Below are 13,386 nucleotides of genomic sequence, written 5' to 3' on the forward strand. Positions count from 1 at the left end.
GGGCTACCAGGGCTCGCGCGGGACGAAGGCCGGCCGCAGCGCCGGGTCCACCGGGTCGTAGTACCGGTGGTAGACCGGCGTCAGCCCGCCCGAGACCGGGGGCACGATCCAGCTCCAGTCCGCCGGGGTCGGCCGGCCGAGCCGCCGCTCCTGGGCGACGTGCTTGAGGAAGCGTTCCGACTCGGTGTGGTGGTCGGCGATCGTCACCCCGGCTTCCTGGTAGGAGTGCAGCACCGCGATGTTGAGCTCGATCAGCGCGCGGTCGCGCCAGAGCGTGCGGTCGCTGGAGGTGTCCAGGCCCAGCCGTTCGGCGACGGCGCCGATCATGTCGTACCGGTCGGCGTCGGCAAGGTTGCGGGCGCCGATCTCGGTGCCCATGTACCAGCCGTTGAACGGCGCGGTCGGGTAGCGGACGCCGCCGATCTCCAGCGTCATGTCGCTGATCGCGGGCACCGCGTACCAGCGCAGGCCGAGCTCGGCGAACCAGCCGTGCTCGGGGTGGCTCAGCGGCACCTCCAGCGTGGTGTCGTCCGGCAGCTCGTACCAGGACGGGCGCTCGCCCGGGCGCTCCTGGACGAGCAGCGGCAGCACCTCGAAGCGGTCCTCGGCGCACTTCCATCCGAGGTCGCGGGCCCGGGCGGCGAGCGTGGCGCCGGCCGGGTCGCCGACGGTGCGGCCCTCGGTGCCGTCCTCGGTGCGGTCCTCCGTGCGGTGTCCGGCGTAGCGGACCAGCTGCTGGTTGAGGATGCGTGCGGCCGGGCGGCCCGGACGGTCGGGGGCGAACACCGAGACCACCGGGCGGATCCGTCCGCCGTTGCCCGCCAGCCGCAGGTGCTCGAAGCACTCGGCGGCGATGTCGTCGGCGGAGGAGAGGTGGCGTAGGTCGCGGACCACGAGGCTGCGCCAGTACAGCCGGCCGATGCAGCGGGCGGCGTTGCGCCAGGCGAGTTTGGCGCCGTAGGCGAGTTCGGCGGGGGTGTGCCGGTAGCTGCCGGTGCGGTGGATCTCGTCGAGGACGGCGCGCAGTCGCGCCTGCGGGTCCCCGGCGGCGGGCTGCTCGTGGTGGAACTGCCGGATGAAGTCGGCGGCCTGCTCCGGGTCGGTGAACGGCGGCGGTCCGGCCGCCGGCTCGGACGTCGGTACGGCCGCCGGCTCGGGCTCCCGCTCAGGCGTCGTCGGTTCGGCCGTCGCCGTCGGGTGCGGGTGCGTCGCCGGGGCGTGCGCGTGGGCGTACGGGCAGCCGCCGGTCGGGGCGGCGGCCGCGGTTCTGCCGGTACGGGTACGGGTGCGGGTGCGAAGCCGGTCGAAGATCAAGGACACATCCCTCCTGTCGCACAGGAGTACCGGAGGTGCGCGGTCCACCGCAGGGAGTGAACGATTCGGCCCCCGCACCCGCGCCGATGGCGCTAGGGTGCGGGGGCCGAAGGTCGGACCGTCAGAGGATCAGGGCGTCAGACCGTCAGACCGTCTGACTGTCCGATCAACCGACGATGGGTGGCTGTCAGCCCATGTCCTCCAGGCGGATGCCCTTGGTCTCCTTCAGGTACTTGGCCACGAAGAGGGCCGACAGCGCCGCGAAGGCGGCGTAGATCAGGTAGGTCGCCGACAGGTTCCACCGGGACATGGACGGGAACGAGACGGTGATCACCCAGTTGGCGATCCACTGGGCGGAGGCGGCGACGGAGAGCGCGGCGGCGCGGATCCGGTTCGGGAACATCTCGCCGAGCATCACCCAGACGACCACGCCCCAGGACATCGCGAAGAACAGCACGAAGGCGTTGGCGGCGATCAGGGCGACGGTGCCCTGCAGGTCGGGCAGGGTGAGGTTGTCGCCGCTGCCGGTGGCCGAGGAGAACGCCCAGCCGGCCGCGCCGAGGGCGACCGCCATGCCGACCGAGCCGATCAGGGCGAGCGGCTTGCGGCCGATCCGGTCGACCAGCACGATCGCCACCACGGTGCCGAGGATGTTGATGACCGAGCCGATGAAGCTGATCAGCAGCGAGTTGCTCTGGTCGATGCCGACCGACTGCCACAGGATCGACGAGTAGTAGAAGATCACGTTGATGCCGACCAGCTGCTGGAAGACCGACAGGCCGATGCCGACCCAGACGATCGGCAGCAGGCCGAAGCGGCCGCCGAGCAGGTCGCGGAAGCGCGGGCGGTGGTCGGAGGCGATCAGCGTCTGGACCTCGGCGATCCGGGCGTCGGTGTCCACGCCCTCGCCCTCGACCTCGGTGAGCACCTTGCGGGCGTCGTCCAGGCGGCCGGCCTGGATCAGGTAGCGCGGGGACTCGGGGATGACCGAGGAGAGCACGAAGTAGACCGCGGCCGGCACGACGCAGATGCCGAGCATCCACTGCCAGGCCTCCAGGCCGAGCAGGTGGCCGCGGGTGTCGTCACCGGCGGCCTGCGCCAGCAGCCAGTTGATCAGCTGGGATATCGCGATGCCGAGCACGATCGCGGCCTGCTGGAAGGAGGCCAGCCGGCCCCGGTACTTGGTCGGCGCGACCTCGGCGATGTAGGTCGGGGCGATCACCGAGGCGATGCCGATGGCCGCGCCGCCGAGGACGCGCCACAGGGCGAGGTCCCAGGCGGAGAAGGGCAGCATCGAGCCGACGGCGCTGACCGCGAACAGCAGTGCGCCCGCCTTCATGACCTTGATGCGGCCGTAGCGGTCGGCGAACCGGCCGGCCAGCGCCGCGCCGATCGCCGAGCCCAGCAGGGCCGAGGAGACGATCAGGCCGGTCACGCCGTCGCCGACGCCGAACTTCTCCTGGATGCCTGAGACGGCTCCGTTGATCACGGAGCTGTCGTAGCCGAACAGGAACCCGCCGAGGGCCGCTGCGGCGGTGATGAAGACGACGAAGCCGAGGCGGCCGGGCGCGGGGGCCTCGACCGCCCCGGAGGGCTTCTGGGTGACGCTCACGATCTGACTCCTGGTACTCAACGCTGAGCTCGGTAGCCGAGATCGTAACCCCTATTCGTTTAACTCTTGTACACCAGGTGGCTCAATCTTCGCCCCGAGAATTCGTAAGGTGAACAAGCAAATTGGGCTCGGTCCGGGCTTGCGCAGCCCGGGCCGAGCTCGGACGGGGCGCCCCTCGGACGGGGTTCCCTCGCGCGGGGTGCCGCTCAGGCGGGGTCCCGCTCAGGCCGGGGTGGAGAGCGAGAGCCCGAAGCGGCCCTCGGGGTCCGTCCACCAGTGGTCCAGCCGCAGACCGGCCGCCGACAGCTCCCCGGCCACCCGCTCGCGGCGGAACTTGGCCGAAACCTCGGTGCGCAGCTCCTCGCCCCGGGCGAAGTGCACCGGCAGGTCCAGGGCCGGGATCTTCACGGTCTGCGAGCGCAGCGAGCGCAGCCGCATCTCGATCCACTCCTGCTCGGCGTCCCAGAGCGCGACGTGCTCGAAGGCCTCCGGGTCGAAGTCGGCGCCCAGTTCCCGGTTGAGCACGTTGAGCACGTTCCGGTTGAACTCGGCGGTCACCCCGGCGCTGTCGTCGTAGGCGGCGACCAGTACCGCCGGGTCCTTGACCAGGTCGGTGCCGAGCAGCAGGAAGTCGCCCGGGTCCAGGGCGTCGCGCAGGCCGCGCAGGAAGGCCGCACGCTCCGCGGGCAGCAGGTTGCCGAGGGTGCCGCCGAGGAAGGCGACCAGCCGCGGGCCGCCCTCCGGGGGCAGGCCGAGCCCGGCGGTGAAGTCGGCCAGCACGCCGTGCACGGCCAGTCCGGGGTACTCGGCGGCGAGCGCGGTGCCGGCCGCGGTCAGCGCGCTCTCGCTGACGTCCACCGGGACGTACGTCTCCAGGGTGCCGAGCCCGCGCAGGGCGTCCAGCAGCAGCCGGGTCTTCTCGGAGGAGCCGGAGCCCAGCTCGACCAGGGTGTGGGCCCCGGTGGCGGCGGCGATCTCGCCGGCCCGGGCGGCCAGGATGGCCCGCTCGGCGCGGGTCGGGTAGTACTCGGGCAGCCGGGTGATCTCCTCGAACAGCTCGCTGCCCCGCGCGTCGTAGAACCACTTCGGCGGCAGCCACTTGGGCTCGGAGGTCAGTCCGTGCCGTACGTCGTGGTGCAGTGCGGTGCTGAAGTGGTCGGCGGGCAGCAGTCGGGCGAGATCGAAGGTGTCCATGACAGGGTGGTTCCTCTGTTCAGAAGATGAAGGGAGAGTGGAGGGTCAGCCGTGGCTCGGCAGCTGCCGGACGGTGACGCCGTCGCCGTCGACCAGCAGCAGCGAGCCGTCCGGGACGGGTGTCCAGCCCGGCTCCTCGTCGTACGGCTCGGAGGCCACCACCGTGCCGAGACCCGGCAGGGTGCGGTGGTGCAGGGTGTCGCCCCAGGTGGTCGCGGCGATCGCGGTGCCGTCGGTGAGCAGCAGGTTCATCCGTGCGGTGGTGTGCGCGGCGACGTCCGCGACGGTGTCCGCCAGGGCCTCGCCGAGCCCGGCTCCGGCCCGCAGCCGGTGCAGCGTGAGCGCCCACAGCAGGGCCGAGTCGGTGCGCGCCTCCAGCTCCAGCAGCTCCGCCGGGGGAAGGAGGGCGGCCAGCGCGTCCAGCTTGCCCGGCCAGCCGGCCACCGCGCCGTTGTGGCTGAACAGCCAGCGCTCGGCGGTGAACGGCGAGGCCGCGTGCTCGCCCGCCGCGCAGCCCTCGGTGGCGGAGCGGACGGCGGCCACCAGCGCCCGGGTGCGGACCACGCGGGCGAGGTCGGCGAAGGTGCCGTCCGCCCAGATCGGCCCGGTGCGGCGGTAGCGGGCGGGCACCTCGTCGCCGTCCGCGTACCAGCCGAGGCCGAAGCCGTCCACGTTGACCGTGCCGTACCGTTGCGTCCGGGGCGCCCAGGACTGCCGGTACAGCGCGTACGGCGGGTGCACCAGCAGCTCCTGCGGCACCACCGGCTCGCCCAAGTAGGCGATGTGACGGCACATCAGTCACGCTCCAGGTCGCGGGCGGTACGGAAGCCGGCGAAGATCTGCCGCCGGATCGGGTAGTCCCAGTTGCGGAAGGTGCCCCGGCAGGCGACCGGTGCCACCGCGAAGCAGCCGCCGCGCAGCACCTTGTACTCGGGGCCGAAGAAGACCTCCGAGTACTCCTGGTACGGCCACGCCCGGAAGCCCGGGTAGGAGCGGAAGTCGCTCGCCGTCCACTCCCACACGTCGCCGATCAACTGCCGTACGCCGTAAGGGGACTGGCCCTGCGGGTAGCTGCCCGCCGCGGCCGGGCGCAGATGGCGCTGGCCGAGGTTGGCGTGCTCGGGACCGGGAGCGCCGTCGCCCCAGGGGTAGCGGCGGGAGCGGCCGGTGGCCGGGTCGTGCCGGGCCGCCTTCTCCCACTCCGCCTCGGTCGGCAGCCGGCGCCCGGCCCACCGGGCGTACGCGTCCGCCTCGTACCAACTGACGTGCAGGACCGGCTCGTTCGGCGGGACCGGCTCGACCGTGCCGAAGCGCCGGCGCAGCCACTGGCCGTCCTCGAACCGCCAGAACAGCGGGGCGGTCAGGTCGGCGCGCCGCCGGTGCTCCCAGCCCTGCGGGGTCCACCAGCGCGGGTCGTCGTAGCCGCCGTCCGCGATGAAGCGCTGGTAGGCGGCGTTGGTGACGGGCGTGGTGTCCAGTAGGAAGGCCGGCAGGTCGACGACGTGGGCCGGGCGCTCGTTGTCCAGCGCCCACGGCTCGGTGTCCGTGCCCATGGTGAACGGCCCGGCCGGGACGAGGACTTCGGCGGGCAGGGCGGCCGCGTCGGCGGGCGCGGGCGGCGGTGGGGGAGCGGCCAGGGCCGGCTCGCCCTTGCGGAGCTGATGAGTGATCAGCATCGTCTCGTCGTGCTGCTGTTCGTGCTGGGCGATCATCCCGAACGCGAACCCGGCCTCCAGCAGCGGCGCCCCCTCCAGCGGGCTGGCGGCGAGCAGGTCCAGCACCCGGCCGCGCACGTCGTGGGCGTAGGCGCGGGCCTCGGCGGGCGGCAGCAGCGGCAGGCTGGGGCGCTCGGCCCGGGGATGCTGGAAGGCGTCGTACAGCGGGTCGATCTCCGGGTGCATCGGGTCGCGGCCGCCGACGTTGCGCAGCAGCCAGAGCTCCTCCTGGTTGCCGATGTGCGCGAGGTCCCAGACCAGCGGGGACATCAGCGGGGAATGCTGGGCGGTGAGGTCGCCGTCCCCGACGCAGTCGGTCAGCGCCGCGGTCCGGGCCCGGGCGGCCAGCAGCTCGGCGGCGATGGTCTCGCGCAGGTCCTCGATGCCGCGTGCTGCCTCGATGCCGCGCGGGGTTCGGGTGCGGTGCGCCGCCCCGGCGCCGTGCGGGGCCTCGGCCGCGGCGGCGGGGGCTGCGGTCGGGCCGTTCGGTCGGACGTCGGTCATGGTGCGGCCTCCTCCGGGGGAGTGCGTCGGGTGCCGGCGCGCAGGGCGTCCAGCTGGTCGTCGGCCGGGCAGCGGCCGCGCGCGGGGTAGCGCTCGGCGAACTCGGCGACGGCGGTGCGCAGCCGCCCGGCACCGGGCAGGCGGCCCAGCGCGGCGTCGGCGGCGGCGAAGCATCTCAGGGCGGCGCGGCGCAGCTCGGGGTCGCCGACGGCCAGGGTGGCGGCGCGGCGCCAGGCCTCGCTGCGCGGTGCCCGCGGGCCGTCCCGCCCCGCCGACCGGTCCAGGGCGTCCAGCGGCTCCAGCGCGGCCAGTGCGGCGTCGGCGGCCACCGGGTCGTCCAGCAGCGCGGTGACGAGCGCGGCGACCACCATCCAGCCGTCCCCCGGCTGGGCGTCGATCATCCGCAGCTCCAGGTGGCCGCGCGGGCGCACCGGGGGGAAGAGCGTGGTGCGGTGGTAGTCCAAGTCGTCCAGCGTGGGCGGGCGTTCGCCCGCGCCGCGGATCCACTGGCGGAAGGTCAGCCCGGGCGGGGCCGTCCACGGCAGCCCGTCCGGCCTGCGTACGCACAGGACTTCGGCGTCCAGCACGTACTGTGCCCAGGCCTCGCGCGGGTCTCCGTGGTCCGGCTCGGGGGCCAGCGTGCGGGTCGGGTCCATCCGGGACCAGACGGTCTGCCGGGTCGACCGGTGGCCGGTCGGTCTGCCGTCCAGGAGCGGGGAGTTGGCGAAGGCGGCGACCAGCACCGGGCCCAGCCGGTGGACCAGTTGCCAGCGGCGCTCGACCGCGTGCGGGCCGTTCGCGTCGCCGGCGTCCAGGCACACCTGCACCGACGCGGTACCGGTCATCATGATCCGGCCCCAGGGCCCCGCGGAGTCGAAGAAGCGCTCCATCGCGAGGTAGCGGGGGTGGTCCAGCACCATCCGTCGGGGGCGGGCCAGCGGGTCCGTCCCGGTGCCGGTGAGTCGCAGGCCCTGCGCCGCGAAGGCGGCCCGAAGGGCGGTCAGATCGCGTCGGGTGTCGTCGACGCAGGCCAGGAGGCCGGAGGCGGGCGGGGAGCTGAGCTCGACCTGTCCGCCGGGTTCGAGCGTGAGCCGCGAACCGGAGGGGAGGGAGTCGCCGTCGGCGCCGCCGAGGGGCAGCGACTCCAGTGCGGCGTGGATCAGTTCCGGCCGTACGGGCCGGGTGGGACATCGATCGTCGTGGACGAACCACTCGACCTCGACTCCCACCAGTCGAGGCGGTCCGATCTTGAAGCAGACGCCCGACACGTGGCTGCGCGCCCCCGATTCGGTCAACGGGGTCACCCCCGACGGGGGTGGTGGCGTGCTCTGACGGTCGGGCGGAGTGGTGCTGGATGTCGGTATCACCGGACTCACCATCCTCGGGATCACGATTGCGGCCCGGTCTACTTTGCCCAGTCTGCTACGGAGCATGCGGGGGCGCTCCGCAAAAATCGTGTGAACGTTCGTTTCTGCAGGTCAGGGGCATGACGAACGGGTGAATTCGAGGATCTGCGACGGCTCGTGCGCGGGCGCACACGCAGCGTGCCGGGCATGTGCCAGGCAGGTGCCGGGCCTGGCAGATGCCCGCGTCACGGGAGGTCGGGCCGTCCCGGCCGGTCCGGTCGTTCCAGCCGCCCCGGCTGCTCCCGTCGCTCCAGCCGCTCCAGGACGGTGGCCAGCACCGAGCCCGGCAGCGCGTAGTTCAATCGCAGCGAACCGCGGCCGCCGGGGCCGAACTCGGTGCCGTCGGAGGCCTCCAGGCCGCAGCGCTCCAGCAGCGCCCGCCGGGCGTCCTGCGGCGGCAGGCCGAGGGCGGCGGCGTCCAGCCAGAGCAGGTAGGAGGCCTGCGGGGCGGACCGGACGGCGGGGCCGAGCCGGTCGGCGAGCCGGGTACGGGCGGCGGCGAGGTGCGCGAGCAGCGCGTCCAGCCACGGGCCGCCTTCGCGCAGCGCCGCCTGCTGCACGGTCTGCTCCAGCAGGCCGCCCTCCCAGAGGCCGTAGCCGGCCAGGGCGTCGGTGAACCGGGCGCGCAGGGCGGGATCGGGGACGAGGGCGAAACTGCTGGGGATCCCGGAGCAGTTGAAGGTCTTGCCGACGGAGTTGAGGGTGACCACGAGGTGGCGTAGCGCCGGACCGACGGTGGTCACGGCGACGGGGTGCAGGTGGCCGGGGTGGGTGAGGTCGCCGTGCACCTCGTCCGAGACCAGCAGTGCGCCGGCCTCCGCCGCCCGCTCGGCCAGGGCGCGCAGCCCGTCGGCGGGCCAGACCCGGGCGGAGGGGTTGTGCGGGCTGCTGAGCAGCACGGCGGAGGTGGGGCCGGGCAGCGGGCCGACCGGGAGCCGGTAGCCGTCCGGGCCGACGGGCAGCGGCAGTTCGCGGTACTCCAGGCGGGCGGCGCGACAGAGCTGGGCGAAGCCGCCCCACTCGGGGGTCGGGAACAGGACGGGCGCGGGTGATCGGGCGGCTCCCGGGCGGGTGGAATCCGGGTGGGCGGCTCGTTCGCGGACGGTCTCCAGCAGGATGCGCAGGGCGGTGCGCGGGCCGCAGGGCAGCAGCAGGACCCAGTCCGGATCCACTTCGACGCCGTGCCGGGCGCGGTACCAGTCGGCCACCAGTGAGCGGCCGGCCGGGTCGCACACCGTGTAGCCGTACGCGCGGTGGTCGGCGCGTTGCCGCAGGGCGCGGGCGATGGCGGGCGGACCGGGGAGGTCCATGTCGGCGAGGCCCATCGGGATCACTCCGGGGGCGTCCGCGCGGGCCCACTTGCTGCTGCCGGTGCCGGCGCGGTCGAAGGGGGACTCGAAGTCGGGAGCGGGGCCCGGGTCTGGGTTCAGGCTCGGGCGAACAGATGACAGATTTCGAAATCTGTCATCTGTTCGCTGAAAGTTGTCATCTGTCATCTGTCACCTCCGCTGGCTCCGGTCACTCCGGCCGCCAGGTAGGCGGCCAGCCCGCGCCGCCCCCGGAGCATCATCACCGCATGGTTGGCCCGGAACACCGGGTGCAGCGGTAGCGCGAGCCGGCGCAGCAGCGGTTTGCCGGGCCGGGTGTCCTCCTCGAACAGCACCCGGCAGCCCACGCCACCTGCGCCGCCCGCGCCGCTCGCACGGCCCGTACCGCCCGTACCGCCCGTACCGCCCTCACCGTCCGGACCGCCCTGCCCGTTCGGCGTCACCGTGAACCGCGACCACCCGTTGAGGTCGCCCCGCATGGCCGCCTCCAGCACCCCGGCCGCCGGGTCGCGCCGGCGCACCTCCAGGCTGATCACCAGCCGGTACGGCAGCAGTGCGCGCACGACCACGTCCCCGGTCTCCTCGCCGGTCGGCCGGACCTCGCTGATCTCCGGCCACCACAGCGGATAGCTCCGCACGTCCTCCAGTGCCGCGTACACGGCGGAGGTCGGTGCCGCGAGCCGCCACGAGCCCCGGAAGCGGTAGTGGTTGGGGTCCACGGGCCCACCCTAGCCGGGCCGGGGCGGCGGTAGGGCCGAACGTCGTTGGGCCGTTGCGGAGTTGGTGAGGAACGGCCACCGGGCGTGGAGGTGAACGTTCCGGAAACCGCCGCCCGGCGGAAACGGGGCACTCCGCTTGCAGCCGTTCGGGGTGCGGAGGAGGATCTTCCGTGCTTGTAGTCTCATCTGTCACGGCAGCATCCCCAGGGTGCAGCGCCCCCGGAACCGGAGTGAAGGAGTCACAGGCATGCGGCGACCGAGCTGGGTACCGGAGGGAACGGACCTGGACAAACCGAACGCCGCGCGGGTCTACGACTACTACCTCGGGGGATCGCACAACTTCGAGGTCGACCGGGAGATGGCGCGCAAGGCGATCGGACTGTGGCCGGAGCTTCCGCAGATCATGCGCTCCAACCGCGCCTTCCTGCGCCGCGCCGTGACGTACCTCGCCGAGCGGGGCGTGACCCGCTTCCTGGACATCGGCTCCGGCATCCCGACCTTCGGCGCCGTGCACGAGATCGCCCGGACGATCCGCCCCGAGTCGAAGGTCGTCTACGTGGACCGCGACCCGGTCGCCGTCGCGCACAGCCGCCTGCTACTGGAGGGCGACCCGGCCAGCGCCGTCGTCCAGGCCGACCTGCGCGACCTCGACGACCTGCTGGCCCACCCCGAGGTCGTCGAACTGGTCGCGGCGGGCGAGCCGGTGGCCGTGCTGCTGGTGGCCGTCGCCCACTTCGTCAGCGACGACGAGGACCCGTGGAAGCTGATCGGCGTGCTCCGCGACGCGCTCCCGCCCGGCAGCGCGCTGGTGCTCTCGCACGCCTCGCTGGAAGGCCGCCCGGACCAGGCGGAGGACCACCAGAAGCTCTACCGGATGACACCGACCCCGCTGACCATGCGCACCCACGAGCAGATCACCGCGATGTTCGCCGGCTTCGAGCTGGTCGAGCCCGGCGTGGTCTACCTCCCGCAGTGGCGCCCGGACCAGCCCCACACGGTAGGTGAGCACCCCGAGCGGATGGCAGGGGTAGCGGGCGTCGGGATCCGCTCTTGAGCGGTTGCCACGGACGAGGCACCGACGGCCGCCCGCCCCGGGCGGCGGCCGCCGGAGGCACGGCGCTGGGCACCGTCGCAGGCGCGGCGAGCGCCGGCCCCGCCGTGGACGGCAGAGCGCACGGCAGCGCAATCGGCAGCGCGGACGGCAGCGCGGACGGCAGACCCGGGACAGGCCGATGAGCACCACCCCCGAGCGCGGCACCACTCCCGAGGGCAGCGGCGCCGAGCGGTTCCACGAGGACTGGGCCCGGCTGCTCTCGACCGACCACGGCATCGCCGTCCACCCCGACCTGCTGAACCGGCTGGTCGCGCGCACCGCCGCCCTGCTGCGTCGCGCCCAGGAGGAGCACCCGTTCGTGCCGCGCCTGGCCACGCAGGCCGGCGCCGAACTGGTCGACGCGCACTTCACCGACCCGGTGCTGCTGGCCCGGGCCGTCGAACTGCTCCAGGCGCAGCCCCTCGCCGACGACCGGGGCCCCGCCCTGACCGGTGCCTTCGCGGCCGGCTGGGCCGCCGCCCTGCGCGAGCGCACGCTGCGCGAACAGGAGGCGATCCGCACCGCCGCCGACGCCGCCCGCAAGGAGGCCGAACGGGCGCTGCGCGCCTCCGAGGCCCGGTTCCGCGCACTGTTCGAGAGCGCCGCGATCGGCATCGGCATCGGTGACACCGACGGCAACATCATGGCCGTCAACAAGGCCCTGCAGGAGCTGTTCGGCGCGGGCCCGGCGGACATGATCGGCCGCCGGGTCGGCGACCTCGTGCACCCCGAGGACGCCCCGGGCGTGTGGGAGGCGTACGAGGAGCTGATCAGCGGAAAGCGCGAGTACTTCCAGCTCGACAAGCCGTACTACCGCCAGGACGGCGAGGTGATCTGGACCCACCTGACCGTCTCGCTGATCCGTGACGACGACGGCTCCCCGCAGTACCAGGTCGCGATGCTGGAGGACGTCACCGACCGCTACCGGCTCCAGGAGCGGCTGCGCCACCAGGCCACCCACGACCCGCTGACCGGCCTGCCCAACCGCGCGGCCTTCTTCGAACGGCTGGAGAAGCTGTTCGAGGAACCGGAGCCGGGCGACCGCTTCGGCCTCTGCTACGTCGACCTCGACGGCTTCAAGGTGGTCAACGACAGCCTCGGCCACGACATGGGCGACCAGCTGCTGGCCGCCGTCGCCGCCCGGCTCAAGGCCGCCCTCACCCCGCTCGGCCACCTGGTGGCCCGGCTCGGCGGCGACGAGTTCGTCGTCCTGCTGGAGAGGTGCCGCGGCGAGCAGGAGGCGGTGGCCGCCGCCAAGACGGTGCTCAAGGCGCTCGCCGGGCCGGTGCTGATCGGCGACCACAAGCTCGCCGTCGGTGCCAGCGTCGGCGTGCTGGAGCGGAGGGTGTCCACCACCACCCCGGGCGCCGCCGTCCGGGCCGCCGACCTCACGCTGTACCGCGCCAAGGAGGCCGGCCGCGGCCGCTGGACGCTGTTCGACCCCAAGGAGAACGCCCGAGCGGTCAGCCGCTACGCGGTGTCGGTGCGGATGCCCGCCGCCCTCGACCGCGGCGAGTTCTTCATCGACTACCAGCCGCTCTACCGCCTCGCGGACGGCCGGCTGGCCGCCGTGGAGGCGCTGGTGCGCTGGCGCCACCCGCAGCTCGGCGTGCTCGGCCCCGACGAGTTCGTCACCACCGCCGAGGAGACCGGCCTGATCATGCCGCTCGGCCGCTGGGTGCTGGAGCAGGCCTGCGGCCAGGCCGCCGACTGGATCAAACGGTTCGGCGACGCCGCGCCGCAGCTCAACGTCAACCTCGCGGTCCGCCAGGCCCGCAGCGCCGCGCTCGTCACCGACCTCGGCCGGATCCTGGACGGCACCGGCCTGGACCCGGCCCGGCTGCAACTGGAGATCACCGAGTCGACCGTGGTCGGGCCCGAGGACGAGGCGCTGCGCACCCTGCACGGACTGGTCGACCTCGGGGTGTCGCTGGCCGTGGACGACTTCGGCACCGGCTGGTCCAACCTCGCCTACCTGCGCGACCTGCCCGTCTCCGGGCTGAAGATCGCCGGGTCCTTCGTCGGCGACCTGCACGAACCGGGCAAGGACGAGTCCACCGGGTGGCGGATCGTCAGCGGCCTGGTGTCGATGGCGCACACGCTCGGACTGACCGTCACCGCCGAGGGCGTGGAGACGCTCCGGGACGCCGAGCGGCTGCGGACCATGGGCTGCGACTGGGCGCAGGGCTGGCACTTCGGCCGCCCGGTGCGGCCGGCCGAGATCGCCCGGCGGATCGTGGAGGAGCCGAAGGGGCGGCCGGTCCGGGAGGGCTGAGGGCCGGCTGCGCCGACGGCGTTCGGCTGTAGTCCGGCTCCGGCTTCGGCTCCGGCTCCGGATCGGGGTCCGGCTCCGGGTCCGGTCGCGCTCGCGTACCGGTCCTGCGGCAGGTCGGTCCTGATCCGGAAAAGCGCCCGACGCCCGGGCCCGGCATGCGGGATGATGGCGCGTCAAAATCACCACCCGGCACCGGCGCGCCCATGGTCACGGCCCCGCGCCGGTC

At 73.6% G+C, this 13,386-nt stretch carries 10 protein-coding genes; 2 read left to right on the top strand and 8 right to left on the bottom strand.

Translation table 11 applies throughout. The features are described 5' to 3' along the window. Positions 1-3: 3 nt before the first annotated feature. The 8 genes from BX285_RS28630 to BX285_RS28665 all read right to left on the bottom strand — a co-directional run bounded on the left by BX285_RS28630 (position 4) and on the right by BX285_RS28665 (position 9,792). The gene (locus BX285_RS28630; protein WP_259470826.1) at positions 4-1,320 is read right to left on the bottom strand and encodes a nitric oxide synthase oxygenase; all 1,317 of its coding nucleotides are present in this window, start codon (positions 1,318-1,320) and stop codon (positions 4-6) included. 181 nt (positions 1,321-1,501) lie between these two features. After that, positions 1,502-2,929, bottom strand: coding sequence for a sugar porter family MFS transporter (locus BX285_RS28635; RefSeq protein ID WP_097239838.1), 1,428 nt, complete (start codon positions 2,927-2,929; stop codon positions 1,502-1,504). Positions 2,930-3,148: 219 nt separating this feature from the next. Next, positions 3,149-4,120 (bottom strand): L-histidine N(alpha)-methyltransferase, encoded by a 972-nt coding sequence (gene egtD / locus BX285_RS28640; RefSeq protein WP_097235249.1) that lies wholly within the window; start codon positions 4,118-4,120, stop codon positions 3,149-3,151. Between the two features lie 45 nt (positions 4,121-4,165). Then, complete coding sequence (gene egtC, locus BX285_RS28645) at positions 4,166-4,915, bottom strand: ergothioneine biosynthesis protein EgtC (protein ID WP_097235248.1); 750 nt, start codon at positions 4,913-4,915, stop codon at positions 4,166-4,168. Then, positions 4,915-6,339, bottom strand: a complete 1,425-nt coding sequence (gene egtB, locus BX285_RS28650; protein WP_097235247.1) for an ergothioneine biosynthesis protein EgtB — start codon at positions 6,337-6,339, stop codon at positions 4,915-4,917. The genes egtC and egtB overlap by 1 nt, the downstream gene beginning before the upstream one ends. Continuing rightward, positions 6,336-7,568, bottom strand: coding sequence for an ergothioneine biosynthesis glutamate--cysteine ligase EgtA (gene egtA, locus BX285_RS28655; protein WP_259470827.1), 1,233 nt, complete (start codon positions 7,566-7,568; stop codon positions 6,336-6,338). The genes egtB and egtA overlap by 4 nt, the downstream gene beginning before the upstream one ends. Before the next feature lie 362 nt (positions 7,569-7,930). Then, positions 7,931-9,070: an aminotransferase class I/II-fold pyridoxal phosphate-dependent enzyme gene (locus BX285_RS28660; protein ID WP_183107244.1), complete on the bottom strand. Its 1,140-nt coding sequence runs from the start codon at positions 9,068-9,070 to the stop codon at positions 7,931-7,933. 167 nt (positions 9,071-9,237) lie between these two features. Then, positions 9,238-9,792, bottom strand: coding sequence for an SRPBCC family protein (locus tag BX285_RS28665; protein WP_121178678.1), 555 nt, complete (start codon positions 9,790-9,792; stop codon positions 9,238-9,240). A gap of 247 nt (positions 9,793-10,039) precedes the next feature. Here BX285_RS28665 and BX285_RS28670 point away from each other — a divergent pair, with 247 nt between their 5' ends. Together BX285_RS28670 and BX285_RS28675 are read left to right on the top strand one after the other, a co-directional pair. Further along, a complete protein-coding gene (locus BX285_RS28670) occupies positions 10,040-10,846 on the top strand; it encodes an SAM-dependent methyltransferase (RefSeq protein WP_121178679.1) in 807 nt (268 codons plus the stop codon). A gap of 178 nt (positions 10,847-11,024) precedes the next feature. After that, the gene (locus BX285_RS28675; RefSeq protein ID WP_121178680.1) at positions 11,025-13,160 is read left to right on the top strand and encodes a bifunctional diguanylate cyclase/phosphodiesterase; all 2,136 of its coding nucleotides are present in this window, start codon (positions 11,025-11,027) and stop codon (positions 13,158-13,160) included. The last annotated feature ends 226 nt before the right edge of the window (positions 13,161-13,386 follow it).

This window comes from Streptomyces sp. 1114.5 (assembly GCF_003635085.1).
Taxonomy (GTDB): Bacteria; Actinomycetota; Actinomycetes; order Streptomycetales; family Streptomycetaceae; genus Kitasatospora.